Here is a 25303-nt window from a genome sequence, read left to right on the forward strand (position 1 = left end):
AAATTTATATATAATGAAACAATGTTAAACTATATAAAGAAAATAATTGCAGGTATTGCCATCGGTATAGCGAATGTTATACCGGGAATTTCGGGTGGAACAATAGCCGTCATTTTCGGAGTTTATTCGGATCTTATAGGAGCGGCAAGCCTTGACGTAAAAATCATTAAGAATAATTTTAAAATTTATCTTTGTCTTTTCGGAGGAGTCGGTCTGGGCGTTCTCCTTTTTGCACGCCTATTCAAACTTGTTTATGAAAGGTTTCCTGTACAAACAAGTTTCTTTTTTGCGGGTCTAATAATCGGAAGCATATTTATAATTTTTGAATTTGTCAAAGAAAAAGAACAAAAAAAGCCTATAAAAATCGTACTTAAAATTATTTGGTTTTTGATAGGTTTAAGCATAATGCTTGCCCTATACTTTTTTAAAGGTGCAGAGGGTTCATCAAATGCGGTTATAAAAACATTGAGCTTAACTAACTTCATATTTTTATTCATAGCAGGCTTTGCAGGAGCTGCCGCAATGGTAATTCCGGGCATATCAGGCTCCTTCATTCTTTTAATAATGGGAGCCTATTACACAGTCTTAAAAGCAATTACAGACTTTAACATTCCACTTCTTATACCTGTCGGTCTAGGAATTCTTGCAGGTATCATTTTATCTGCCAGATTAATAGGTTTTTTAATGGAAAAATTTCCTAAGATCACCTATGCCTTTATTTTAGGCCTCGTTTCAGGTTCAATCAGACATATATTGCCGGAAGACTGGCTGCAACATTCTATGAAGCCAATTACACTCCTCTGTATGCTTGCAGGCTATGGCTTGATAATTCTTTTTGAAAAAAAGAAAACACGGAAATAATCAACACCCCCGACGCAAGCGTGCATTGCACAGCAACAGGATATTAAACCATCCGCACGAATAAAAGACTTCACCCGTTGCAATTTTTTTGATTTTTTATTATACTTTTTGTCTAAAAGAGTGAATAAATTTCACTCTTTTACCGATAATTAAGATAATTTATATGGAAAAGTTTTGCAGGTTTAAATGAAAAAAACTCATTATTTGATTGCAGGTATAATCGGTTTCCTCCTAGTCGCAGGTACAGTCTACTTTGCCTTGAACGGCTTTAATTTTGCTAGTGTATCTCAAAACTCACAGGATGACGGAATGGGAGGCGGAGATACAAGATTGCCTACTTTTAGACCTGATAAGGAAATTTCTGAAATAACGCTCCCTCCTCTCGACTACATAGTATATTCGGTAAAAAAAGGCGACATGGTGGGCGAAATTGCAGCCCGCTACGGCGTAAGTCAGGACGCAATTATAAGCTTAAATAAACTAAGAAACACTAGAACTCTTCAAATAGGACAGCTGTTAAAAATTCCTTCAATGGACGGAATTGTTTATACACCAAAAAAAGGCGACACGCCTGAAAAATTGGCCGACACCTATAAAATTTCGCTTGAAAAATTGGCCTTAGTCAATAAAATTTCGGATAATAATGTACTAAAAGCAGGAGCCGTAATATTCTTGCCGGATGCAAAACTCGACTGGGTAACCCTTCAAGAAATCAATGGAGACCTTTTTAAGTCTCCCATACACGGAGGATATAGGATAACCTCCCGTTACGGCTGGAGGCGGGACCCTTTTACAGGAAACAGGAGCTTTCATAACGGAATAGACCTTGCAACATACCTCGGTGCCCCAATCTATGCAGCCCTTCCGGGAACCGTAGCCGCAACAGGTTACAGCAATGTATACGGCAACTATGTAATAATAAGACATCACTCAGGTTATCAAACCCTTTACGGACATATGAACTCCATTCTAACCTCGCGCGGAAAGTATGTTACCCCTCAAACTAAAATAGGAACCGTCGGCACAACAGGCAGAAGCACAGGCCCACATGTTCATTTTACGGTTTACAAAAACGGAGCCACAATAAATCCTGCCGCCGTATGGAATTAAACCTTTTCTATTTTTTGATCCTTTAGATCGAGCTTCTTTACAAAAAAATCCAGATTACGGTAAACGAATATGCCTGAATAAACGCTTACAAAGATAGCAAAAACAAGAGCAAAAGGAATTACAAAACTAAGCTTAAAATTCGTTGCAGCCCATTTACCTATTTCCGTAAACGGTATGTAAGCAAGGCCGACAATCATTAGTATCCCGACGATGGCCCATGGTAAGATGCTGACATTAGGAAGCTGATATTTTTCCGCTTGCAGGCTCAAAAAATCGGGAACCGCCGCCTCAATTTTTACCATAGTTTTTTCGGTAAGAACCTCATCTGCCTTGGTTCTAAAAGAAGAGGTATACAGATTTGAGGCTTGAGTAAGAGCACGCACAAGGCTGCGGCATTTCTTACACCTCAAAAGATGGAAAGTAACTGCAAAAGGAACCGCTTCATGCTTATCAAGCATCATATAACGGTTAATAGCTTCATTACATGTCATAAGCCAAATTCAATTTAAATAAAACCGGATACTTAGGACTTTCTTCTTGTCCGTAAATTCCTTGATTTTCAAGTTCGGTTTTTAATATTTTTTTTGAGCGGAAAATATGAGACTTAATAGTATTTACAGGGATGCCCGTAACCGATTCTATATCCGCATAGGGCATATCATAAAAAAAATAAAGGTCTATACATATTCTGTATTTTTCGGGGAGGTCGTTTACAGCCCGCCTGATTGCATTTTTTACACAATTTTGAATTTGCCTCTCTTCCGGGCTAAGATCATTAGTCCTTATCTCAAAATCATCAAAAGCAGAAACGAATTCCCTTTTACGTTTAACCGAGTTTATCGCCGAATTATAGGCAATTCTCATAAGCCATGTAGAAAAAGAAGACTCTCCGCGGAATTTAGGCAGAGCCGAAAAGGTTTTAAGCATTATATCCTGAACAAAATCTTCAGAGTCATCATGGTTTTTAAAAAAGCTCATCCCCAAAGAATAGATGCGCTTTTGGTATTTTGAAGCAATCAGGCTGAAGGCTTCGGTATTTCCTGCAAGGACAGCTTTACATAAGAGGCGGTCTTGTACGGCTTCAGGAGATTCTTTTCTAAGTAAATTGGTAAATTTAATCATCTTTCAGATCCTCTTTCTTGCCTTTAGATGAAATAAAATAGTAGGCCAAAAGGCCTATGCCGCAGCTTAAAGGTACAAGGCCTCCTAAAAGTACATAGCTCACCCCGTCTATTACCGAAAACAGAACAGTTAGAACGCTTCCTATCATTAATAAAAGAATGCCTGAAATAAGGCAAAAACCCGATAAATTAAATTTTATCGGAATATATGTTTTAGTTTGAATTTGACAGATTATTTGTTTGTTACGCCAAAATAAGTAGAAAAAAATTAAAACGCCGGCCATAACAATACCGACTATGGGAACAACAGCTATAATAATCTGTGCAGCTGCAACAGGTTGTCCGCTCATTTCAATTCCTCCAAAATTTTATTTTAAAAATTTTATTCTAAAATAACAAAGTCCTTAAAATATATACGCTTTATACGGGATAAATTCAAGATAGAATTTATCTCGGTTAATAATTCTTTTTTTAACTCATGTTCAGGTATAGTATAAAGCTCATATACCGTTTTTTGCGAAAACCAGTCAATTATGTGCTTACGTATATCTTTCTTCTTTTGAACAAGTTCTTCTTCAAAGGCTTTATCTTCAGAATTATACTCCAAAATGGGAAAAATGACAAGGGTTGCGGGTGTGGTATCGGCTGTAGAAATCCTAAGTTTGCCTAAATCGGAATAAAGAGCTTTTTTTCCGCGTATTTCCGAATGGTTTTCAGGTTTTAAGGTCTCCCCGACATTTTTTCTTTTAAAAAGAGAAAAAACCGAACCGGCAATTATAATAAGGATTAATGCAAAAAGTACATATTTAAGAAATTTATATAATCTTAAGCCTTTCCGGTTATTTTTAAGCATACTCAATTATATAAAATGGGAGCCAAATATTCAATAGAGCGGCTTATTTGAAAGGCTCACGTATATTACTTTTTTGGCAAAAAGCCGCCTACAGGATATTGGAATATCCTAAGATCGAATTCGTGGACGGATGCAAAAAGATGGTCGAAAATATCGGCTTGAATCTTTTCATATTCTGCCCAGTTGGTAGTTGCAGCAAAAACATAAATCTCCAAAGGGACGCCTGTAGGTCCCGGTTCAAGCTGGCGCACCAAGAAGGTCAGGTCTTTTCTTAAAGTATCAAGGCTTTGAAGATAGCGCGTAACGTACATTCTAAAAGTGCCGATATTGGTAAGCCTTCTATCGTTTAAAGGATTCTCGGTATTGTTACCGTACTGAGCACTTATATCGGAGCTTTCGACTTCGGCAAAATAAGATTTTAAAAGGTCTATCTTCCCTACCCTGCGCCTCAGTTCTTCATCCATAAATTTTACGGAAGAAACGTCCAAAAAAATTGAGCGCTTGATACGCCTTCCTCCCGTTTCCTGCATTCCGCGCCAATTTTTAAAACCGCTTTGCAGCAGGTCGCTTGTCGGTAAAACCGAAATGGTTTTATCCCAGTTTTGAATTTTTATCGTATGCAGAGCGACCTCGGTAACATCCCCGTCGGCATCATATTTAGGAACCGAAATCCAATCCCCGCGGCGCACCAAATCGTAGGAAGAAATCTGAAGGCTGGCCACAAAGGAAAGAATCGTCTCGCGGAATACTAAAAGAAGAACGGCCGTCATAGCCCCAATTCCGCTTAAAAGGGACCATGGGGATTTTCCGCTGATTGTTCCTGCAGCTATGATAAAGCCTGCAATATAAACAATTAAGATAAAAACCTGAATATAGCTTCGGTAGGGCTTTCCTTTAAATCGGGGCTCATTTTCAGTATAGGCTGTAAGCCCGTCCAAAAAGCCGTGCAAAAGTCTTATTATTATCCATATCGAAATAAGGCTTGCAAGTTTTTGCATAAGCCCTGCTCCGAAACTTAATTTTAGAGACAAAAAATTAAAAGCAAAAATATATATAATGAGCGACGCGCGTTCTACATGAATTTTATCAAAAATATAATCGTCCAGTTTGCTCTTTGTTTTGGCTGTAATGCGGGACAATATTTTTTTCCCCGTTCCCGACAATATTTTCTTTAATAACTTATGAAGAATAAAAGAAAGAATCAAAACGGCAATCAGCCAAAAAAGCTCTTCTCTAACGGAATATTCCGAAAGCCAGCTTTGTGCCTTCCCCAACAAATTTTGCATAAAATACAATACCTCTTAAAATTTTCTTATTAAATTCCAATTTTAATTAAAAGGGGTAAGTATGTAAAGAGCTCGCTTTTAACGCTTTTAACATTTCACTTGACATTTTCGAGAAAATTTATTATAGTAATCCCACTAGTCTGTGTGAATTAAGCCTAAAATATGGAGAAAAAAGAAATGAAAAATATAACTAAACTGATATTGTCGGCACTGCTGCTTTTAGTGCTGTCGATAACCGGCTGCCCGCAAACGGGTACGTCTTCCGGTGCGGAAAATCAGGGAACAAATCCCGCCGTTCCGCAAAATCCTGATGAATTGGTTGAGGCGGATGTGCTTACGGCATTCGGTTTACAGCGAGGGAAGATTACGGCTTCGGCTGCCGCTAAAAAGATTGAAAACAGTTCGCCGACAGGCGGAATTACGTTTACCGAAAAGACGGCAGTAAGCTACGACGACGAAGCGGGAACCTTTACCGTAAAAGTAAAAGGTACAAAAAATGGAAAAGAATTTGAAAAAGAAATAACGGTCAGCGGCTTTGTCAATCCCTATGCTGCTAATCCGGAAAGTGTGGATACGACCGACGACAAGGGCGAGTTAAACCTTGATGAAGGCATTGAGCACAACCATTCAATCGAAAAATATGCGGAAAAAGCAAACGCAGATATTAAAAACTTTTTTAAAGCACCACTTACTTTTTCTCTTGTAAACGGAACTTCAGTAACACTCGGCGATTCTTCCGGTTATACATTGACTGCTACCCTTGAAAAAGAGGGGCTGGATAAAGTTAAAATCGTACCTGTATATACGGTAAAAAATCACAAAAAGACTGCTGACGGAACACCTACGGTAACGCCGGAAACAAAATATTCCGTATTCCCAGCGAAGTTTGAGGCTAATCTTACAAAGCCGTATTTTACCGAAAAAGATGTGTTTGCCTATGTTCTAAAGAAAACGCCTGATAGTGTTATAAAGGTTTACGCCGATGAATTTGCTTCGGCATTTTATGCGTTTACCAAATTAACGGAATTTGCTCCCGACAATCTTTTTGATACTACTGCAATTGCTCTTTATACTGCTCTGTATCAAACTAAAGATACCGATGAATACATGGCGCTTGATATTACCTGCGGCGTTGCAAATCCGAAAAACGGCGGTATTGATGCAGATGACTATAAAGGCGAGCTTACGGTGCAATTTTGCATTGCAACAAATGAGATGTTGGCTGATCCCGGAAAAATTACGGCAAGTAGAGAGATAAAGAAAACCGGCTTTGCAAATATTCCCGATGATGCGGCGCTGGCAACACCGGAAACACATCTTTTCTTCAATCTTTTAAAGAAGCATTCGCTATCATCGACGGATGAAACTAAGTGGGAAAAAGAAGAGTTTAGCAAAGCATTGTTGCGTATAAATGAATCCGGTGCCGCTGTAATAGCCAATCCTTTTGGCGGCAGCAGCTCTCTTTTCAACTTATTTGTAAACGGTTCCGATCCGAATCCTGCAGTTTATTTAGGCAGCGCCGGCGCGGCTTATGGAGGAGCTTCAAAAACCAGAAATAATAAGGTGATTTTTATTGAGCATATACAATTGGTAAAAAAAGCAGGAAATAAATCTCTTGAGGTTCAGGTAACGCTCAAAGGCTCTCGTACAGAACCGCTTAAAGTAATTGCTACTCCGGATTATTGATACAATCCCCCTTGTCCGCACCAAGTCGGACTTTTATGTATAAATTATGGAGGTATGAAAAATTATGAAAAAAATATTATTGATTACAACGGCTGTTATAACACTTGCCGCATTTTTTGCAGGCTGTAAAAATCCTGTAGGAAGTAACTCCGTACCGTCTTCACCGCAGCAAGGCGGCGGAAGCGGCCGCGGTTCAAATCCAGTAAAAATAACGATAACCGTTGCGGGGGATACAAACGCTGTTCCCAAAGCGGACGGTAATACTTTTCCAGTAACAGTCGGTACAAAATGGGACGATATTAGAGTGCTGGCAGACAGTAAAATCGATTATACGCCAGGTTATGAAAACGTTGTATGGAAATTTAACGATGCTTCCGGTGCGGTTATTTCTGCCGGTCATAGGTTTAATACGAATGTGACCGTCTATTCCGTATCGAAACGGCCGGAAAAACAGCCGGTCAAGGTAACGATTACCATTGCAGGAGATCCGCAGGTTATTCATAAAGGTCAGAATTATACATTTAAAGTAGATAAAGGTGAAACATGGGCTCACATCAAAACTCGGGCAGCCGATACAATCGGATATGCTGAAGGCTTTGAAAACGATACGTGGAAACTGACCGATGCTTCGGGTACGGAGATTTTACCTGACTATAAGTTTGAAGCAAACACAACCGTCTACACCGTATCGAAAAAGATAGCGGTAACGATAACCGTTCAAGGGGATACAAACGTTCTTTACAGAGTAGCGGGTGATGTATCTTTTCCGGCATATTACGGCGATACGTGGAGTACACTTAAATCGCAAGCGGAAAGAAAAATCAAGTATAAACCCAATTATGAAAATAAAGACTGGAAACTTAATAGTTCTGCGGGTGAGGCTTTGATCGGCACTCATAAGTTTACCGCCAACACCGTTGTTTTTGCCGAACCCAAACGGAAAGATGTAAAGATTACCGTTACAGGCGACAGCCGTGTTACCGTAACCCCTCCCGCTGCAATCAAAGTACCGAAAGGCACTAAGTTCAGTGCAATTAAGACCAAAATCGAAAGTAAGGTTTCATGTCCGGCCGACTTTATTATAAAACAGTGGAAAAAAGACAATGCAAGCGGCCGTGTCATACATGATCATACTCCTTTCGGAACGGATACGACACTGTATGCCGAAATAAAATCGGTGAATGTTACTATAACGATACAAGGCAGCGCCCATGTGCACATAGATACGGATAATAATATCATAAGACCGAACGGTGAAACATGGAAAAATATAAAAAACTTTGCAAAAAGCAAGGTAACATGCGATCCGGGCTATATCGTGTCTGCATGGAAAAAAGGCGGCACAAGCGGAATCCCCCTTGCCGACGTTGATGCGTTTGAAGAGGATACTATCGTGTATGCAGCCGAGCAAGCTGTTACTGTTCCTGAAAGCGCAGCGGTAACACCTCCAGTAGGCGGCATTACGGGGCATGCCGTTTCATATGCCTTACCCGGTGCGGATGCTTCATGGAAAGGCGTCTTTGTTGACGGGCGTACGGTTAATTTAAATCCTTATAAAATAGGCAAGTATGAAGTAACGGTAGAACTATGGAATGAAGTATATTACTGGGCAAAAGAGAACGGGTATTTGTTTGATTTTGAGCCGGATAGCGAAGATACTCCTACCGAAGACGATCAGCCGATGGCGAATATAAACTGGCGCGACTGTATAGCGTGGTGCAATGCGTATACCGAAATGTGTTTCGGAAGTAAGGATGAATGTGTGTACCTCAATGGCTCGGCATCGGGAGATGTAATAAAAGACGGAGCCGCCAATGGAGATAGTGCTTATTGCAATTTTTCAAAAAAAGGCTTCCGTTTACCGACCGAAGCCGAATGGGAATACGCCGCCCGCTATCAGGGTGCCGACAGCACCAATGCCGAAAACTATGGCAACGGCATCTATCTGACAAAATTGGATTCCGCAAGCGGATCTGTAAAGCCTATCGGTTTTCAGGGAATGACGCCGCCTACCGGGGAAACGTATGAAACCTTACGCGATGAAACCGCCCGTGTTGCGATTTTTAATAAATGGTGGGACGGTACGGCAACAGCATTTGTAACGCAAACGCCGCCCGTAACCGATAGGGCAAATGTCGGAAGCAAAGCTGCAAATAAACTGGGGCTTTGCGACATGAGCGGCAACGTTGCCGAGTGGTGCTGGGACTTGTATAAGGCAACCGTAACTTCAAGTACGGATGCCTATCCTGCAGGACCTTTCCCGAACTATGATACAAAACGGGTAGTACGCGGCGGCAATTGGTCTGAAAGTACCGGACAAGCTGTGTATGACTGCATGACCGGCAAACGCAAAATGAATTATTCCAGCCAAGCCGATCCCATCAGAGGCTTCCGCTTAGTCTGGAAAGAGTAGCGGACGCTTATTAAAAAAATGCCGATTAAACTGCTTCAGGTTTAATCGGCATTTTTTTTAATCCGGTGTTATTCTGTTTTGAATTTGCCTACTTCTACGACAAGCCCGTCAATACTTTGTTTATTTTTTACGGCAATTTCAAGAGATTCTTTTGTAGCTTCATTTATCAAATCGACTTGTGATGAAATCCTATTCATATTTTCCCGCAAGGCTTCAGTTAAATTGCCGAGCCTGTCCGTTTCGGCTATAATTTTTTCGCTGCCTAACAGCATTTCGCCTGAGCTTTGTTTTACTCCGCTTGTCATACCGCTGACATCCTTAATCATTCCCCAAATAGCCTTTCCGTTTTGCTCTTGTTCTTCCATAGCGTGGACGACGCTTTCAATCGAATCGGTTACATCGGTTGAATACTTGGAAATAAAATTGAATTTTTCAACTGCGCTTGATGCGGAATTTGCAAGCATTTCGATTTCACCGGTTAAATCCTTAAGCGTTACTGAAATTTTCTTTCCCTGAGTGCTTGACTCTTCGGCGAGTTTTCTGATCTCGGAAGCAACTACGGCAAAACCTTTTCCGGTTTCACCGGCATGGGCTGCCTCTATTGCCGCATTCATCGCAAGCAAGTTTGTTTGGCTTGCAATATTTTGTATAACAGATCCGGTTTCAATCAATCCGCCTGAAGCTTCTGAAATTCTTTGCGAGATTTCGTTTGCTTTTATCAGCGTTGCACGCCCGTCATCGGTAGCCGAAGAAAGATTCATAATCGCTTCGCGTGTTTCTTTTACACTTCCACCTACGCTGCCTATACTTAGCGTCATCTTGTCAAACGATGAAAAAGATTGCTCAACGATTGTTGCCTGCCGCACAATGCTTTCATTCAGCTCTTTTAAAGCCGTAATTATCCGGTTGATAGCGGTATCGGTTTCTGCAATACTTTTTTCCTGCTCGGTAAAGCTGGCTTGCAAACCGTCAATACCGCCCGTAATTTCCGTAACGAATTCGCTTACCGAAATCATATTACTTTCAAGATCGGAACCTACTGCCTTCATTTCTTTGGAATCGGAACCGACTTTTTGAATTGAGTTTTTTAATTTCAAAATAGTTTCGTTAAAATACGAAGACAAAACGCTCGTTTCATCGCCGCCGTCCGTAGGAAGTTTAATTGTCAAATCGCCTTCTCCCTGCGAAATATTTTTAAGAGCAAAAATTATCATGTTAATCGGTTTTACAATTCTATGTGCAACAAAAAAACCTACGGCAACGGCCATTATTAAACCGGCTAAAGCAATCACAATAAAAATACGTATTAAACTTAAAACGTTTTCCGAAATAAATTCCGATGAAGGAGCGGTAATCAGCAGCGTCCATCCGGAATAGCGCATAGGAGCCGCTGCCGAAATATACTGTACTCCGTCTATATTTGAAACATTAACCGACGTACTTTCGGAAGCGAGAGCATCTTTTAAAAAAGAGGTAAAGCCGCTTTTTTCATCTCCGGCGATTTCGGTAAAAATACTTTTATATAAAATTTCCGGCCTGCGGTTCCCTATTATAAGACCTTCGGGACTGATAAGATAGGCGGTACCCGTTTCGCCTATAATAATATCGCTTATTAAATTGGAAAGAGAATCGCTTAAAATATAAGAACTTATAACGCCCACTATTTTTCCTTGTAAGTCGCGCATCGGAATCGCCGCTATAGAAATATATTTATTTTCTTCGGCGGACATCTTAGGTTCCGTAATTACATATTTTCCTTTTAGTGCGGTTTTAAACCATTCGGTGCCGAGTACGTTTTCAACTTTATTATCGGTTCGGTATAAAAGACCGTCGGTACCGCTTATGCCGAAATGAATCCATCCGTACAATTTTTGCATTTGTATTTCGTTTTTAAAGAGGTTTATTTTTTCTTTATAGGAAATATCATCTTCCTGCATTGTAGGAGTATTTGAAAAAGCTTCAAGTTTTCCGAAAATGGAAGATGCCCGCTCATTTAAGATTTTTGAAGAACCGGAAACCAGTTCCCGTAAAAAATATTCGGTATTGCGCATTAAAAAATATGACGCAAGGTTTATCGAAACTATACACAAGACAGTTAAAATCGAAACTGAAAAAAGGGCAAAAGCCACTATCATTTTATTCTTTATAGAAAATAATTTTAGTTTTTTGTCTGTAGATAAGGTTTTATTTTTCATTCTATCTCCATGATTAAATGTACTTTAGTTTTTCAATGTATTGTCGGAATTGCGTACAAAATTATTCAATACATCCTGAACATTTTTGCCTGAAGCGGCTTCTTTTAAGGCGGAGTTCCAATATCCCCGCATTTTTGAAAAACCGGTTATATTATTATAATATTGTCCGAAAAACCGTTGTAAAACGGAATTATAAAGTATTTCATCATCATTTATTTCAAGTTCTATTTTTGAGCTTGCAGGAAAACCTCCGGTAGCCGCAACCAAACGCGGTGCCCACACTTTATCGACAGCCGCAAAATGTAAGAATTTTTTTGCGGCTTTTACTTTATCGGGATTTCCGTTTTTAAAAATACAGACACCGCCTACAAGAAATTCCAAAGAAGGAGAGCCCGCATCATTCGGAAAAGGCATATAAATCGGCGTAAAATTTTTTCCCTTATAGCTGCGCTTTCCGTTATTCATTTTATCCAGTTGAGGTGAATACAAAATTGTGTGAGCCGCATCGGATTCTACAAACATTTTAATGGCATCGTTTGATGTCAGCTCCGCTCCGTCGGCAAGAAGGCCTTCTTTTATAGCCGCCATTGTCCATTCAAGGTTTTTTACGGCATTCGGAGAATTATAAATATATTTTGAATAATCCCCGTTTAAAAGGTTTGCGTCCCCGTAAAGGTTTACCAAAAATGCACGGGTACCTTGGTCTCCGCCTTGAGTTTTATAATAAAAAACGCCGGGAGTTTTTCCGGCCGGCAGTTTTTCTTTCAATGCTTTAAGAAGTTTTTCATACTCGGCTACCGTCCAGCTTCGGTCACGGCGTTTGTACGGCAGTAAATCTATAAGATTTAAATCTTCAAGCATTTCTTTATTAAACGCCATCGAAAAAGGAACTTGGTGCATCGGATACATATATGTCCGCCTGTCTTTTCCTGCCGAAACAGCCAAAAGTCCCGTTGTTATATACGGTTTTTCGGTTGCAAGAACATCATCTAAAGGCTCAAGCAAATTATTATCAGCCCACACGATAATGCGGCCGGGTGCATCATAAATAATATCGGGAGGATTTCCCTCTGCGATAGCTTTTTCAATTAAAGCAGGGCCTTCTGTAAAATCGATAAGAGTGAAATTTATTTTTATTGAAGGGTTTTCCTTTTGAAAAGCATCGATAAGGCTTTTTTCGAAGCCGCCGTCGGTACCCTTTTCCGAAGAAAAATTGGGAAATGACCAAAATTCAATTTCAGTCTCGGCACTTTTGGAATTTTTACCGGAACAGCCGATAAAAATTAGCAGAATTAAAAGCAAAATTACCGTTTTTTTCAAACCGTAAAAAAAAGCGTTTTTCATAAAAAATTTTTCCTTTGTTCATATCAAATCTTTATCATTAAGAGGCTGGCATTTTCACGCACTTAGCAACCGGCATAGTAGAGAAATGCTATCCGCCATACATAAAGGGGATAAAGCGGATGATGGGAGTCGAACCCACGTCACGAGCTTGGGAAGCTCGGGTAATAGCCGTTATACGACATCCGCAATAACAAAACTATTATAGTAAAAAAACAAAAAAAAAGCAAGCGATTGTTATTGACAGCGATTCTTATTGACATCGATTGATATGGGCCGGGAATACCGAAATATACAGGGGCCTTGCATTAAATATAAAAAAAGAATATACTCTGTCTCATTGGAAAATAGTTTCCTTAAAATTAAACAACCGAATTCGCATTAAGGTTCGGCGTAATTGCCGATTAAAAAGGAAATAGGTGAAAATCCTATGCAGTCCCGCTGCCGTAACTGAAGAGTTCTTTTCAATATGCCACTGATTTTTTGGGAAGGCGAAAAGAATGAAGACTCATAAGCCGGAAGACTTGCCTTAATGATTTTAGCTTTTGCTCCTTGCGAGAGACGGGGAGGATTGCAGATACTTATCGGCATTGTAATGTGCTTCATTGTATTTACAAATCCTCTTGCGGGTTTTTCCTGTGAGAGGATTTTTTGCATTAAAGCGGATATCGGTAACATTAATCAATTTTTGGAGGAGTTATGAAAAACTCATTTTTTAAAATTTTGTCGGCTGCATTTGCAGCTCTTGTTCTGTCCGCCGCTTGTTCAAAAGCCGATTTAAGCCAGCAAACTCAAAAAGGCGGGCACGTCGAAAACCTTGTTATCGGTACTAATTTAGTTCAGCAAAACGATTTTAGCACGCAAAGGCAGAGACCGGATGCCTTACAGTACAACGCTTTAACACAGGCAAATTTCGTATATACCGACAAAAACGGAAAAATCCAACCGTATTTTTTTAGGTCCTTTACCATTTCGAAAGATGCAAAACAATTGGTTTTTACTTTTCCTTTGACGGCAGTCTGGCATGACGGAAAGCCGGTTACAAAAGACGACATTCTTTTTACATTCGATTTTATGAAGAACGTAAGAAAAACGGGCTCTTTAAAAAACTTGGAAAAATGGGAAATTACCGGAGAAAACGAGTGTACACTCACCTTTTCGGAACCCGATGCTTATTATTGGATTAACAGTGCTGTTTTAAGCTCTTTTGTTCTCCCTAAACATGTTTGGGAAGGTGTTGAAGATTATCGGCAATATAACGGAAAGGATGCTACACTAGGCTGCGGACCTTACCGTCTTGTTTCTCATGATAAAGATTCCCAAACTTCCGTTTATGAAGCGGTTCCTCAAAATGCCTTTTTGGGTGAGCTTACCATTGACAAAATTACCGTACAGACTTATTCGGGCGAAGATACGCTTATGTTCGCAATGGCAAACGGAGAAATCGATGCAATGTTCAATTATGCAAATTCCATTGACGTTACCGTAATCGATTCTTTTAAAGGAACCGAGGGTATAAATCTCGGTGAAAGCGACTATGCCGGAAACTATCAGGTTACATACGGAATGGAAAGAAAACCTTGCACGGATATTGCTTTCCGCAAGGCTTGCAGGCTTGCATTCGATTACGGTAAACTTGCAGCAGTTATCAACGGACAGTACGGCACGGCACCGGGTGCGGGCATTATACCGCCTTCCTGTAAAGGCTTTGACCCATCCCTCCCCATTCTTAAAACCGACATAAAAGAAGCTGCTCGGCTTTTGGATGAGGCAGGCTACAAGGATATTAACGGGGACGGATTTAGAGAATATCCTGACGGCTCAGAATTAAAAGTTATGGTAACGCAGCAATTTTCAACTAGAAATAAGGAACTGTTTAACCGGATGTCCGATGTAATTATGGCTTCTTTAAAAAACATAGGTGTTAAGACCTATGTCGATGAAGAGAGTTTACGGAATGCTGAAGTTTGGGAACAAAATATAATCGACGGAAATTATGATATTTCAATCGGGTACACCACTTCAGGAATAGCTCAGTACACAAGTGCTTTTAGGTATTTTTTAGCCGATCCCAGATTTGAAGGCGAAAATACATGGATATGGGGGACCTTTCATAATGACGAATTTAAAGACACCTTTTTTGCCATGCAGCGAGCATCCGATGATGAGACCTACATTAAAAATGTAAGAAAACTTCAAGCTATGGCAAACGATGTAGCCTTTGCCCAAGCACTCTGTTGGGAAAAATGTTTTTTCCCGTATCGAACGGATAAGTATGAGGGCTGGGATAACTATCCTTCTTGGGGCGTCATCCATCCTACAACATGGTTTGAGCTTAGAACAATAAAAAAATAAACTTCCAAAGAAAAAATGAGATCGACGGGAAAAAAATTTCTGTACGCAGTCTGTACGGTTTATATGATAATATCGCTCAGCTTTTTGCTCATTCATATTATGCCGGGGAAACCAATTATGTATTTGGTCGGGCAAGAAGAATATTATTATCTTTTGGATCAATACCCTGCCGAACTTGAAGCATTAAAAATGAAATTCGGACTTGATGATTCGCTGTGGGTGCAATATAAAAAATATTTAAAATGTATTGCGACGCTCGATTTCGGGCGGGCCTATTCGAATCATCAGCCCGTTTCAGAAAATGTTTTGCGGGCGGCAAAAAGCACTTTACTGCTTTCGATACCTACGTGGATTTTAGGCGGAATTTTAGGGGCGGTTTTGGGAACTCTTGCAGGCTGGCGGCCGAAAGGAATTTTTGACCGCATTACAACTCCGTTTTTTTTGTTTGTAAACACAATTCCATCAAACTGTATAGGCTTAATTTTTCTTATTATATTTTCTTATAAACTTAAAATATTTCCTATAAACGGGATGGTAGGCCCCGAACTTTCGGGGGCTGAACGGTTTTGGAGTTTATTAAACCATATGGCATTACCTCTTATCATTTTAATTCTTTCGCGTACGTCAGGAAATTTTATGCTTATGAAAAGCTCCGTCTCTCAAATCCGTAACGAGGATTATTTAATAACAGCGGAGTCAAAAGGATTGGAAGATAAAAAAGTGTTATTCCGTCACGTTTTATGTAATGCATTGCTTCCTTATTCAACATCGATTTCAATTCAGCTGGGCTGGTTATTATCGGGATCGATGATAGTTGAAGTTATTTTCGGCTGGAAAGGGATGGGCTCTCTTATGTTCGATGCGGTAAGCAGGAGGGATTTTCCGACAGCGCAACTGTGTTTTTTAATTTCGGCAGTAAGCGTTGTAGCCGCAAACTGGATCAGCGACATTGTAAATATCATAATAGACCCGCGTGTAAGGAGTGAGCAATGATACAATTTTCCGATATAAAAAAAATGCCCTCTTCTTTTAAAGCGGGGCTGATTATTGTTTTGACGGCGGTGATTATTGCAATTTTTGCGCCGGTTATCGCTCCATATGATCCGTATGAAATGGGAAATATTTATGAAAAGCCCGGCTTTAATCACCTTTTGGGAACTAATGATGTCGGACAGGATATTTTAAGCGAGCTGGTGTACGGTGCACGTGTTTCTCTTTTTGTCGGCTTTTTTGCGGCAATTATTATTACCGGCATCGGCGTTGTCTTTGCCCTGCTTTCAGGATATTACGGGGGGCTTATCGATAGACTTATAACAGTACTTACCAATATTGCAATGTCAGTTCCGGGACTGCCGTTAACGGCCTTATTGGTGGCGTTTATGAAGCCCGGAAAATGGAATCTGATTATAGCTATGAGCATTACTGCGTGGACGGGAACCGCACGGATACTGCGTGCAAAAACAAAAGAAATTGCAGAACAGCCCTTTATAAAAATAGAAAAAGCCTTGGGAGTTTCAAATCTTATCATTATGTTTAAACACATATTGCCGAACCTTAAAGATATAATACTTATACGGGGTGTGCTTTCCGTTTCGGCAGCGATGGTAACGGAATCGGGCTTAAGTTTTTTAGGACTAGGAACCTATGGAGAAAAATCATGGGGTGCAATTTTGCGCTACGCTTTTTTTAGGCACAGCATTTTGCGCGGACAAATATGGTGGTACCTGCCTCCTATTATATGCATCTCGGTTACCGTTTTAGGTTTTATGCTTATAGGATATTACGGCACAAAAAATGAATAATATTGAAATAAACTTAACAGAGGCTCCTATTCTCAAAATAGAAAATTTAAGCGTTTCATTCGGTGCAAAAAATGCTCCGCAAGTTCTTCAAGATTTTAATTTAGATATTTTTGAAAGAGACAAAATTGCGGTTATAGGTGAAACGGGGAGCGGAAAAAGCGTTATGCTTTTAGCGGTATTAAAACTTTTACCTAAAAATGCAGCAGTACAGGGTTCCGCTTTTTTTAAGGATCGGAACCTTTTAAATCTTGACCGCAAAACTTTAAATTCCATTAGAGGTAAAGAAATATCCTACATTCCCCAAGGCAGCGGAAACTCTTTAAACCCTCTTCTTAAAGTGGGCTATCAAGTCGGAGAACCTCTTATAATTCATTACGGGTATTCTAAAAAAAATGCGGAGGCAGAAGCAGTAAACCTTTTGCGCAAATTCAATTTAGGCAATGAACAAGAACGGGCAGTTCAGTATCCTCACACTTACAGCGGAGGAATGAAGCAGCGGGCTATGATTGCGATGGGCATTTCAGCCGGAGCGCATTTAATATTTGCCGATGAGCCTACAAAGGGCTTGGATTCAAGACGGCTTAAAATGGTTGAACAAGCATTTAAACTCCTAAAAGAAGAAACCTATCTTTGTGTTACTCACGACCTTAATTTTGCAAAAAACATAAGCAAAAAATTATGCGTTATGCATTCTTCATACAGTGTAGAAATAGGACTTACCGAAGAAGTATTTGCAAAACCTTATCACCCGTATACCGAGGATATAATAAGGGCGATGCCCGAAAACGGACTACAGTATAAGGCAAAAAGTATGCAGCGTCCCGTTTATGAAACAGGATGCAGATATGCACCTAACTGTGAATACGCCTTTGACAAATGCAAACAAACCCCTCCCATGATCGAGATCGAAAAAAATAGAAAAGTAAGGTGCTGGAAATATGCTTGAACTTAAAAACATTTCTAAAACATATAAAAATACCCGTAAAAAAGATTTTGAAGCAGTTAAAAATATCAGTTTTTGCATAAATAAAAAAGAAACACTCGGTTTGATTGGGGACAGCGGAAGCGGCAAAACAACTATCGGACAAATTATAACCGGCTTAATAATGCCGTCAAAAGGAGAAATGTTTTTTGAAAACGCCCCTCTCAAATATCCCGTTAATAGGGAAACAAGACGCAAAATTCAAATCCTTTTTCAGCATCCCGAAATATCTTTTAATCCCAAGCTGCACATCATAGATAGCTTAAAAGAACCCTACCGTATTTATTTAAAAGAAAAAGGAATGGAGAAAATTATTCGGGATATAAAAGGATTGGGTTTAAGAGAAGAACATCTTTACCGCTACCCGCGGGAATTGAGCGGAGGAGAATTGCAGCGTTTGGCTTTGGCAAGAATTCTTTCCATTACGCCTCAACTGATTGTCTTGGATGAGCCGACGGGAATGTTGGACAGCGTAAGCCAAGCACAGATTATCCGCTTGTTAAAAGAATATCAAAATACACATCAATCAAGTTATCTTTTTATAAGCCACGATATAGTTTTAGCGGAACAATTTTGTGACAGGCTTCTTTATATAAAAGAAGGACAGCTGGATTTTCAATGACCGGACAAGCTGCAATTTTCAACCTAGACTAAACTGAAATAGGAATGATTGCCGCAAGGCACTTGCCGTAAGGTACTTGCCGTAAGGTACTTGCTTCTATATTGACTCAAGAAACTATTTAAGCTAGAATAAGTCATATGAAAAAGCGTATTTTTTTAGATAATGCGGCCGGCGCTTTTCCTAAGGCACCCGGCCTTGAGCAAGCTCTTGCAATGGCAGTCAACATAGGCACTGGAAACATTAACCGCAGTACTTATAGTGAAACCGAAGAAGCCGGTCTTGATATCATAGAAACAAGGGAACTCTTATGTAAACTCTTTAATTTTAAGCCCGCCACTCACGTTATTTTTACATCAGGGGTTACGGCAAGTCTAAACTATATTATAAAAGGTTTTCTCAAATCAGGCGACAGAGTTTTAACAAGCTCCTTTGAGCATAATGCCGTAATGCGTCCTTTGGTTCAAATGGAAAAATTAGGCGTAAAGATTGACCGTGTTCCTTCAATCGTAAAAAACGGAGGAGCTTTTGTAAACACCTCCTTAATCGAATCTATGATAAGACCTGAAACCCGCCTTGCCGTTTTTTCACATGCTTCAAATGTAACGGGCTTTATTCAACCTATCGAAGAAATTGCCTCAATTCTAAAAAAACACAATATTCCTCTGGTAATAGACGGAGCTCAAAGTGCAGGCCACATTCCCGTCGACCTTGCACAATTAAAACCGGCAGCATTTTGCTTTACAGGCCATAAGGGCTTACTCGGCCCGCAAGGCACCGGAGGCATCTTATTCGATAAGGATTTTGCAAAAGAGGTTGAACCTCTTATCACAGGCGGAACCGGAAGTGCATCCGATTCGGAAGTAACGCCCTCCTTTATGCCGGATAAATTTGAAGCCGGGACTCAAAACATAATAGGAATTGCAGGTCTTCACCACAGCCTAAAATGGCTGGATAGTTTCGGGATTCAAAACATTCATAGCCGTGAACAAAAATTGCTTAAACTCTTTTTGGACGGAATAAAGGACATCCCTGTAAAAATAGCGGGAGGAGATTCAGCGGAAAACAGGGTCGGAATTATTTCGATAGATTTTTCCGAATTTATGGACAATGCGGAAGCCGGTGCAGCTCTCGAAGAAGAATACGGAATTCTTACCCGCTGCGGCCTCCATTGTTCACCTGCTGCTCATAAATCGATAGGAACCTTTCCGCAAGGAGCGGTAAGATTTTCGACAGGCCCCTTCACAATAGAAGAAGAAATTGAAACGGCAATAAGGGCAGTAAAGGAGCTTTGCTCAAGAGCTTAACTCACCCTAAGAATTTTTTCTTCCCGCTTGGTAACAAGGCCTATAATGGCAGGCTTTCCGCAAGGCGTATTTTCCAAAGCTTGGGACAGTTCTTCGTAAAGAGCGGCAGCATCTTCCTTGTCTACCGAAATCAAAAGTCCTCCCGAAGTTTGAGGATCGAACATCAGGTCTTGGTAGGCAAGGGGAACATTTTCAAAGACAACATTATCTCCCACAAAATTTCTATTGGAGTAAACTCCTGCCGGCATCAAACCCATTTGGGCGCTTTCAATTACGGATTTATAAATAGGAACGGATTTATAATCGACTTCAATGCTCATGCCGCTTCCCTTTCCCATCTCGTAAAGATGACCGAGTAGGCCGAAACCGGTAATATCGGTACAGGCGTTTATCTTGTATTTTACCATGATGTTACGAGCCTTCGCATTTAAAAAAGCCATAGCTTTATAACAGCGGTCAAGCTCTTCCGGCGGCGACATGTCGGCTTTTGAAGCCGTAAGTAAAGTACCCGTACCGATGGGCTTCGTCAAAATTAAAACATCGCCTTCCTTTGCGGTAGAATTTTCTAAAATCTTTTTAGGATGAACAAAGCCGTTTACAGCCAAACCGTACTTGGGCGAATCATCATAAATAGTATGGCCGCCGCAGACTATAGCACCGGCCTCATAAACCTTATCAAAACCGCCTCGTAAAATTTCTTTTATCATATCTTCAGGCATATCCTTGGTAATACAAAAAAGATTTAGGGCGAGCTTAGGCTCCCCGCCCATCGCATAAATGTCGCTTAAAGAATTTGCGGCGGCAACTTGCCCGAATATATAGGGATCGCCTGAAACGGGCGGGAAAAAATCTATAGTAGATATAAGAGCCGTTTCATCGTTTATCTTATAAACGGCCGCATCATCCGAAGTATTAAAACCTACGAGTAAGTTATCGTCATTCCTTACGGAAAAGTTTTTTAAAAGTTTATCGAGTGCACCCGCACTCAGCTTTGCACCTCAGCCGGGATTCTTTGCAGCTTTTAATAAATCGAAATTTTCGTTAATAAATGAACAGCCCATATCAACCCTCCTTAAACCTATTTGCGATGTTTAAAATTGAGTCATCGAAATATAAGGCCTTAATTTTAAACTCACCGGCCATCTTTAAAAATCCGGCAAGATTTTTAAAGATGGTCATAGTATCTCATAATTTTAGATTATAGTCAAGCCAAGAAAAAAGGTATTGAAAATTCAATTTAATAATAGTATACTCTTTCTAACAAAATTTTATTTACGGAGAAAGATTATGAAAATAAGTAAAAAGATAAAAGCTATAGGGTTCTTTATAACGGCTCTTTTAGTATTTGCTTTTGCTAGTGAACCGGAGCTGCTTTATGGTACTTCAAAAGTAGCAGGCTCATCCTCTACCGGTTCTAATTATGAGTACGGATATTCGGTATGTATTGATGTAGCCATTGATGAACAAGGTAAAGTTATAAAAGTAAGCGATGACGAAAAAAACACGGAGGCATCTATCGAAGCCGATGTTATAGGAACTGCAGCAAGCAACAAAGTTTACTGGAAAAAATATTTATCAGGAAAAGGCTTTGAAAAGTATAAAAACTTGACATTAAAAGACATAAAAAAAATGGATGTAGGCTTTCCAGGCAGCCCGGGAGCCGATGCAGTAGGAGGAGCGACGGCTTCTTCTCTAGCGGTAAAAGAGGCTGTTCTTCAAGCATTGGCCTTAGATGCTTCAATTAAGGAGCTTGAAAACTACAAAAATCCCGACAACTATAAAAAGGGAGAACAAAAAAAATTGGAAAAAATAGTTAAAGAAGGAAAAGCGCATCTGGAAACTTTAGAAACTTATGAAGAAATAGAAAATGCCCTTGCAGAATTAAAACAAAAATTGGATGCGTTAAAAACAAAATAGACTTTTAGACAATACAACGACGCACGAATAAAAAAGCGGCGGCAGTATTTATAGAAATGCTCCAAACCGGAAGGTTTCCGTAACACTGCCGCCTTTAATCGCACTATTGGAAGCCTCTAAAAACATCAGTTTTTAGAGGCTTTCCTCAAATTTAATTTACGATGTTTTTCATAAGTCATTGATATATAAAGACTTATGAAAAACTCGTTGGTCATCTCTAAAATCCAACAAGATTTTTAGAGATGACCGATCACACTTCAACATACTTACCGTTTTCACTTAAAGAATAAAAAGCGTCGTAATCAAATTGACTAAAATAATCTTTATCGAAGATAACCCCTTCTTTAAAAACTAATTTTAATGCAGTGCCGCAGCTTGAACTTACCGAGCGTGGCACAGGAATTAATTTTGCAGTCAATTCTCCTACCGCAGCATTATCCGTTTTGTTCACGGCTCTCATGCAGACAAGAGAATCATAATGAGTATGAAAGGTAATTAAATACTCTTTCATTACTTTGATACGGCAATTTTCCAGCCGTCATCACTGGGCTCAATTTTTGTTTGTGCTTTTGAGTTATCGCAAAAGCGTTTTACATTTTCTTTTGCAGTTTCGTTATCTACCAACACAACAAACGCAGAATTTACTGCAAGAGCTTTTTTAGTTAAAACCACAGGCTCAGGACAAGCAAGCCCTCGAGCATCTACAATAATATCAGACATAATCTTCTCCTAATCGATAAATAGCGAAGCAGTATTTCTGCTGAGCTATTTATCGCTTCTCCTAATAAAACCTTATTTATTTTTCAGCGAATAATAAATACTTACAAAGGCCGTAAAAGCAAAACCTACAACAACAGCTATCATTCCGGCACTTGTCGGCCCATTACCGGAAGAAGCTAGACCGAAGTTATGAGCGAAAGCAGCACCGGCTATAAGGCCTGCAACGGTAACTGCGGAATCACTGTTTCCTTCGCCCGTCAAAATAAGCTGTCTTAAAGGACATCCTCCCAAAAGAACACTTGCCCATCCGACTAAAACCATTCCGAGAGCGTTCCATAAGCCGTCTGTGTGGGCTACGGGCTGACCTGCAAAAGCAGGATTGAATTTTCCCAAAATCAAAGAACCGATCAATACCGTAACAAGAATTGTAAGGCTTCCCCATAATAGGTGGAAATCTTTAAGCATAATTGCATCTCGAATACCGCCGGCTGTACATATCCTGCTCCTTTGTGCAAAGCCGCCTACAACAAGGCCTATACCAAGAGCCAAGAAAATCGGAGCCTTCATAGAACCGGGACCTTTTTCACTAAAGGCAAGAACTGAGGGGAAGGCAACCAAAAGTATAAAGAAAACAACCATAAATATGATGGGGATGATTCCTTCTTGTTTGGATTGATTATAAGCCCTGCTAAGAGAAAAGTTTTTATTTAAGAAGAAGATACCTATTACAATTCCTGCAACAAAGCCTACCAAACCGAAAATTGCATTTAAATCGCCAGCCCCTAACCTCAAAAACATTCTTAAAGGGCAGCCCAAGAAAACCAAAGCTCCTATCATTACAAAAAAGCCGAGTGTAAACCTTGTAAAGGCAGCCGAACCTCCTCTTGGTTTAAATTCCTTTTTTGCAAATGCCATAAAAAAGGCTCCGATTATAAGACCGATTATCTCAGGTCTCATATACTGCACAACACCTGCGTTATGCAGTTTTAAGGCCCCTGCAATGTCCCGCAAAAAACATGCAATACAAAAACCCATGTTTCCCGGATTTCCGAACCTAACCAATACGAGAGCCGCAATACCGATCACGGCACCTGTAACAATAACCATGAGATGTTTTTTCATAAACTCTCCTCCATAAAAAAAGATTTAGAGATAACGAGTTTTTTAAAATAAATTTACAAAAGGGCTAAAGAGAATCTTGGAAAGAATCAAAAAGAAGGAGCATGAAAAAACAAAATTCGTAAAAAGTCCTTCACTTTTGTTTCCGTATTATAAGCCGGAAGTAAAATTACTTCAAAGATATAAACTCATTTACGCATTTTGATCTCCAATAAACATTACAGTTTACTTGAGTATATTCTAGCAAAAAGAAAATAAAATGTCAACATATTAAAAAAAATTAAGATTTATTATTTAATTTTTAATTTAAAAAAGCGGCCAGAGCCGTACCCAAGGTAACGGATTCTTCATTTGTTTTTAGAACAAAGAAAATTCCTTTTTTTTCATTCAAAAAAGAGTGTAGACTGTTAAAGATTCTTTCCTTGATTAAAAAGCCTTTTAAGAACATAGAACCGTCCGCACTTATACAGATAGGTTTATCCGCTGATTTACCTTTGCCGGTTTTTATACAGGCTGCAGCTATAACAGCAGCTGAAAGCCTTCCTGCCCTCTCAAAAAAACATTTACAGATGGAATAGATTTTAACATAGTCTTCCGAAACCGAATGAGCTTCGATTATACCGGAAAAAATATTTTTATCGTGATTTTGCTCCTTTAAAAATAAAGAAATTTCTTCGCTTGAAAAATTACGCGAATTTAAAAGCATCTTATTTGACAGAGGCGAAAAAATTCCCTCGGCAGCACCCGTCCTTAGCGCAATAGAACAAAGCTCCCCCAAATAACGACCCGAACACATTCTTTCCAAAAAATATTCATTTTTTAGATTGGAATTTTCGGATAAAATTTTATCGAATTTACTTTGAAGAATTTTATTACATTTTCCGGACTCACAAACAATTATCTGAGGTTTATCGTAAAATTCGGTAGTTTTGAGTTTTTCAATTTTTCCGTATTCGATATATGCAGAATTTAGACCCGTTCCTAGAACAAAGCCTATGTGAGAGTCAAAGCTCTGATCGTCGGTTTCAGAAAAAATTCCGGACTGAAGAACTGCTGCGGTATCGTTTACCATTATAATTTTTTTTACTTTTTTCCAACCCTTACGAGATAAGGCTTGCAAAAGCCCCTCATTTATTTTACAGTCGCCGATATAGGGCAGCTTTATCTCTTTTGAAAGCTTAATAGCCTGCCCTCCTCCATCGGGAAAAATCTTTATGGCATAGGAAAAACAAAAAGAAATCACATCAGCCTCATCCTTTAAAGGCTCTAAGTATTCTGCGATGTTGTCAAAAAATTCTTCATTAGTCATTTCCCTGTCAAGGGCAGGCATAGGGTGCTTAAAAAAAGAAAGAATTTCAGCCATTCCTTTTTTGTCAAAATAAACAAGTCCCGCTCTAAAATTAGTACCTCCGGCATCGATTATGATTACTCTTTTATCCTTAGGAAGACTGTCGGGAAGGTTTTTCCATAAGGGAATCATATCCATAGAAGAAACAGACTCAACTTCGCTTTCCAATCCTTTTTTCATATCTTCCAAAAGGATTGAAGCTGCATATTCGATATCAATTTTATAATCAAAATTATTTCTTTCAAAAAAATCATCTATCTCTTTCACT

23 protein-coding genes, 1 tRNA gene and 1 riboswitch are annotated in these 25303 nt (G+C 39.5%); of the genes, 11 read left to right on the forward strand and 13 right to left on the reverse strand.

The genetic code is table 11. The features are described from left to right. Positions 1 to 6 precede the first annotated feature (6 nt). Both E4N74_RS07015 and E4N74_RS07020 read left to right on the forward strand, forming a co-directional pair. Positions 7 to 861, forward strand: a complete 855-nt coding sequence (locus E4N74_RS07015) for a DUF368 domain-containing protein (protein ID WP_084224497.1) — start codon at positions 7 to 9, stop codon at positions 859 to 861. A 186-nt stretch (positions 862 to 1047) separates the two neighbouring features. Then, positions 1048 to 1971 (forward strand): M23 family metallopeptidase, encoded by a 924-nt coding sequence (locus tag E4N74_RS07020; protein ID WP_044977267.1) that lies wholly within the window; start codon positions 1048 to 1050, stop codon positions 1969 to 1971. Here the strand turns inward: E4N74_RS07020 and E4N74_RS07025 are convergent. The 5 genes from E4N74_RS07025 to E4N74_RS07045 form a co-directional block, all read right to left on the reverse strand. Further along, positions 1968 to 2462, reverse strand: coding sequence for a hypothetical protein (locus E4N74_RS07025; protein ID WP_255804765.1), 495 nt, complete (start codon positions 2460 to 2462; stop codon positions 1968 to 1970). The genes E4N74_RS07020 and E4N74_RS07025 overlap by 4 nt on opposite strands. After that, positions 2452 to 3093 carry an RNA polymerase sigma factor gene (locus E4N74_RS07030; RefSeq protein WP_044977269.1) on the reverse strand — a complete coding sequence of 214 codons (642 nt, stop codon included), beginning with the start codon at positions 3091 to 3093 and terminating at the stop codon, positions 2452 to 2454. The genes E4N74_RS07025 and E4N74_RS07030 overlap by 11 nt, the downstream gene beginning before the upstream one ends. Further along, a complete protein-coding gene (locus tag E4N74_RS07035) occupies positions 3086 to 3442 on the reverse strand; it encodes a hypothetical protein (RefSeq protein ID WP_044977270.1) in 357 nt (118 codons plus the stop codon). Before E4N74_RS07035 ends, E4N74_RS07030 begins: the two co-directional genes overlap by 8 nt. A gap of 32 nt (positions 3443 to 3474) precedes the next feature. Next, positions 3475 to 3945 carry a flagellar basal body-associated FliL family protein gene (locus tag E4N74_RS07040; protein ID WP_255804766.1) on the reverse strand — a complete coding sequence of 157 codons (471 nt, stop codon included), beginning with the start codon at positions 3943 to 3945 and terminating at the stop codon, positions 3475 to 3477. Between the two features lie 65 nt (positions 3946 to 4010). Beyond that, on the reverse strand, positions 4011 to 5231 hold the full coding sequence (locus E4N74_RS07045) for a mechanosensitive ion channel family protein (RefSeq protein ID WP_255804767.1): 1221 nt from the start codon (positions 5229 to 5231) through the stop codon (positions 4011 to 4013). Between the two features lie 177 nt (positions 5232 to 5408). Between E4N74_RS07045 and E4N74_RS07050 the strand changes: the two genes are divergently transcribed. Both E4N74_RS07050 and E4N74_RS07055 read left to right on the forward strand, forming a co-directional pair. Then, complete coding sequence (locus E4N74_RS07050; RefSeq protein ID WP_255817110.1) at positions 5409 to 6917, forward strand: lipoprotein 17-related variable surface protein; 1509 nt, start codon at positions 5409 to 5411, stop codon at positions 6915 to 6917. 64 nt (positions 6918 to 6981) lie between these two features. Further along, the gene (locus tag E4N74_RS07055; protein ID WP_255804769.1) at positions 6982 to 9330 is read left to right on the forward strand and encodes a formylglycine-generating enzyme family protein; all 2349 of its coding nucleotides are present in this window, start codon (positions 6982 to 6984) and stop codon (positions 9328 to 9330) included. Between the two features lie 68 nt (positions 9331 to 9398). Here the strand turns inward: E4N74_RS07055 and E4N74_RS07060 are convergent, their stop codons facing one another. The 3 genes from E4N74_RS07060 to E4N74_RS07070 all read right to left on the reverse strand — a co-directional run bounded on the left by E4N74_RS07060 (position 9399) and on the right by E4N74_RS07070 (position 13055). After that, complete coding sequence (locus E4N74_RS07060) at positions 9399 to 11525, reverse strand: methyl-accepting chemotaxis protein (RefSeq protein WP_044977275.1); 2127 nt, start codon at positions 11523 to 11525, stop codon at positions 9399 to 9401. A 24-nt stretch (positions 11526 to 11549) separates the two neighbouring features. Beyond that, a complete protein-coding gene (locus E4N74_RS07065; RefSeq protein ID WP_255817111.1) occupies positions 11550 to 12869 on the reverse strand; it encodes an ABC transporter substrate-binding protein in 1320 nt (439 codons plus the stop codon). Between the two features lie 114 nt (positions 12870 to 12983). Next, a tRNA-Gly gene (locus E4N74_RS07070) sits at positions 12984 to 13055 on the reverse strand. A 178-nt stretch (positions 13056 to 13233) separates the two neighbouring features. Beyond that, positions 13234 to 13412, forward strand: a riboswitch (cobalamin riboswitch). Positions 13413 to 13565: 153 nt separating this feature from the next. Between E4N74_RS07070 and E4N74_RS07075 the strand changes: the two genes are divergently transcribed. From E4N74_RS07075 to E4N74_RS07100, 6 genes are all read left to right on the forward strand, one after another. Continuing rightward, on the forward strand, positions 13566 to 15221 hold the full coding sequence (locus E4N74_RS07075; protein ID WP_255817112.1) for an ABC transporter substrate-binding protein: 1656 nt from the start codon (positions 13566 to 13568) through the stop codon (positions 15219 to 15221). A 15-nt stretch (positions 15222 to 15236) separates the two neighbouring features. Further along, entirely contained in the window at positions 15237 to 16214 is a 978-nt protein-coding gene (locus tag E4N74_RS07080; protein WP_420832857.1) for an ABC transporter permease, read from the forward strand. Beyond that, entirely contained in the window at positions 16211 to 17023 is an 813-nt protein-coding gene (locus E4N74_RS07085) for an ABC transporter permease (protein ID WP_245608926.1), read from the forward strand. The genes E4N74_RS07080 and E4N74_RS07085 overlap by 4 nt, the downstream gene beginning before the upstream one ends. After that, positions 17016 to 17969 (forward strand): ABC transporter ATP-binding protein, encoded by a 954-nt coding sequence (locus E4N74_RS07090; RefSeq protein ID WP_255804772.1) that lies wholly within the window; start codon positions 17016 to 17018, stop codon positions 17967 to 17969. The genes E4N74_RS07085 and E4N74_RS07090 overlap by 8 nt, the downstream gene beginning before the upstream one ends. After that, complete coding sequence (locus E4N74_RS07095) at positions 17962 to 18627, forward strand: ABC transporter ATP-binding protein (RefSeq protein ID WP_255817113.1); 666 nt, start codon at positions 17962 to 17964, stop codon at positions 18625 to 18627. The genes E4N74_RS07090 and E4N74_RS07095 overlap by 8 nt, the downstream gene beginning before the upstream one ends. Positions 18628 to 18764: 137 nt before the next feature. Next, a complete protein-coding gene (locus E4N74_RS07100; protein WP_255817114.1) occupies positions 18765 to 19931 on the forward strand; it encodes an aminotransferase class V-fold PLP-dependent enzyme in 1167 nt (388 codons plus the stop codon). On the opposite strand, the gene selD is transcribed toward E4N74_RS07100, so the two are convergent. Beyond that, complete coding sequence (gene selD, locus E4N74_RS07105; RefSeq protein WP_084224499.1) at positions 19928 to 20992, reverse strand: selenide, water dikinase SelD; 1065 nt, start codon at positions 20990 to 20992, stop codon at positions 19928 to 19930. The genes E4N74_RS07100 and selD overlap by 4 nt on opposite strands. A gap of 232 nt (positions 20993 to 21224) precedes the next feature. Between selD and E4N74_RS07110 the strand changes: the two genes are divergently transcribed. Then, positions 21225 to 21848 carry an FMN-binding protein gene (locus E4N74_RS07110; protein WP_044979636.1) on the forward strand — a complete coding sequence of 208 codons (624 nt, stop codon included), beginning with the start codon at positions 21225 to 21227 and terminating at the stop codon, positions 21846 to 21848. 250 nt (positions 21849 to 22098) lie between these two features. On the opposite strand, the gene E4N74_RS07115 is transcribed toward E4N74_RS07110, so the two are convergent. The 4 genes from E4N74_RS07115 to E4N74_RS07130 all read right to left on the reverse strand — a co-directional run bounded on the left by E4N74_RS07115 (position 22099) and on the right by E4N74_RS07130 (position 25302). Next, on the reverse strand, positions 22099 to 22359 hold the full coding sequence (locus tag E4N74_RS07115; RefSeq protein ID WP_255817115.1) for a putative Se/S carrier protein: 261 nt from the start codon (positions 22357 to 22359) through the stop codon (positions 22099 to 22101). Continuing rightward, a complete protein-coding gene (locus tag E4N74_RS07120) occupies positions 22359 to 22568 on the reverse strand; it encodes a sulfurtransferase TusA family protein (protein WP_044977284.1) in 210 nt (69 codons plus the stop codon). Before E4N74_RS07120 ends, E4N74_RS07115 begins: the two co-directional genes overlap by 1 nt. Before the next feature lie 72 nt (positions 22569 to 22640). Next, complete coding sequence (gene yedE, locus E4N74_RS07125) at positions 22641 to 23690, reverse strand: YedE family putative selenium transporter (RefSeq protein WP_044977285.1); 1050 nt, start codon at positions 23688 to 23690, stop codon at positions 22641 to 22643. Positions 23691 to 23988: 298 nt separating this feature from the next. Further along, complete coding sequence (locus E4N74_RS07130) at positions 23989 to 25302, reverse strand: hexokinase family protein (RefSeq protein WP_255817116.1); 1314 nt, start codon at positions 25300 to 25302, stop codon at positions 23989 to 23991. Position 25303 lies beyond the last annotated feature (1 nt).

Source organism: Treponema putidum, from assembly GCF_024401155.1.
Taxonomy (GTDB): domain Bacteria; phylum Spirochaetota; class Spirochaetia; order Treponematales; family Treponemataceae; genus Treponema_B; species Treponema_B putidum.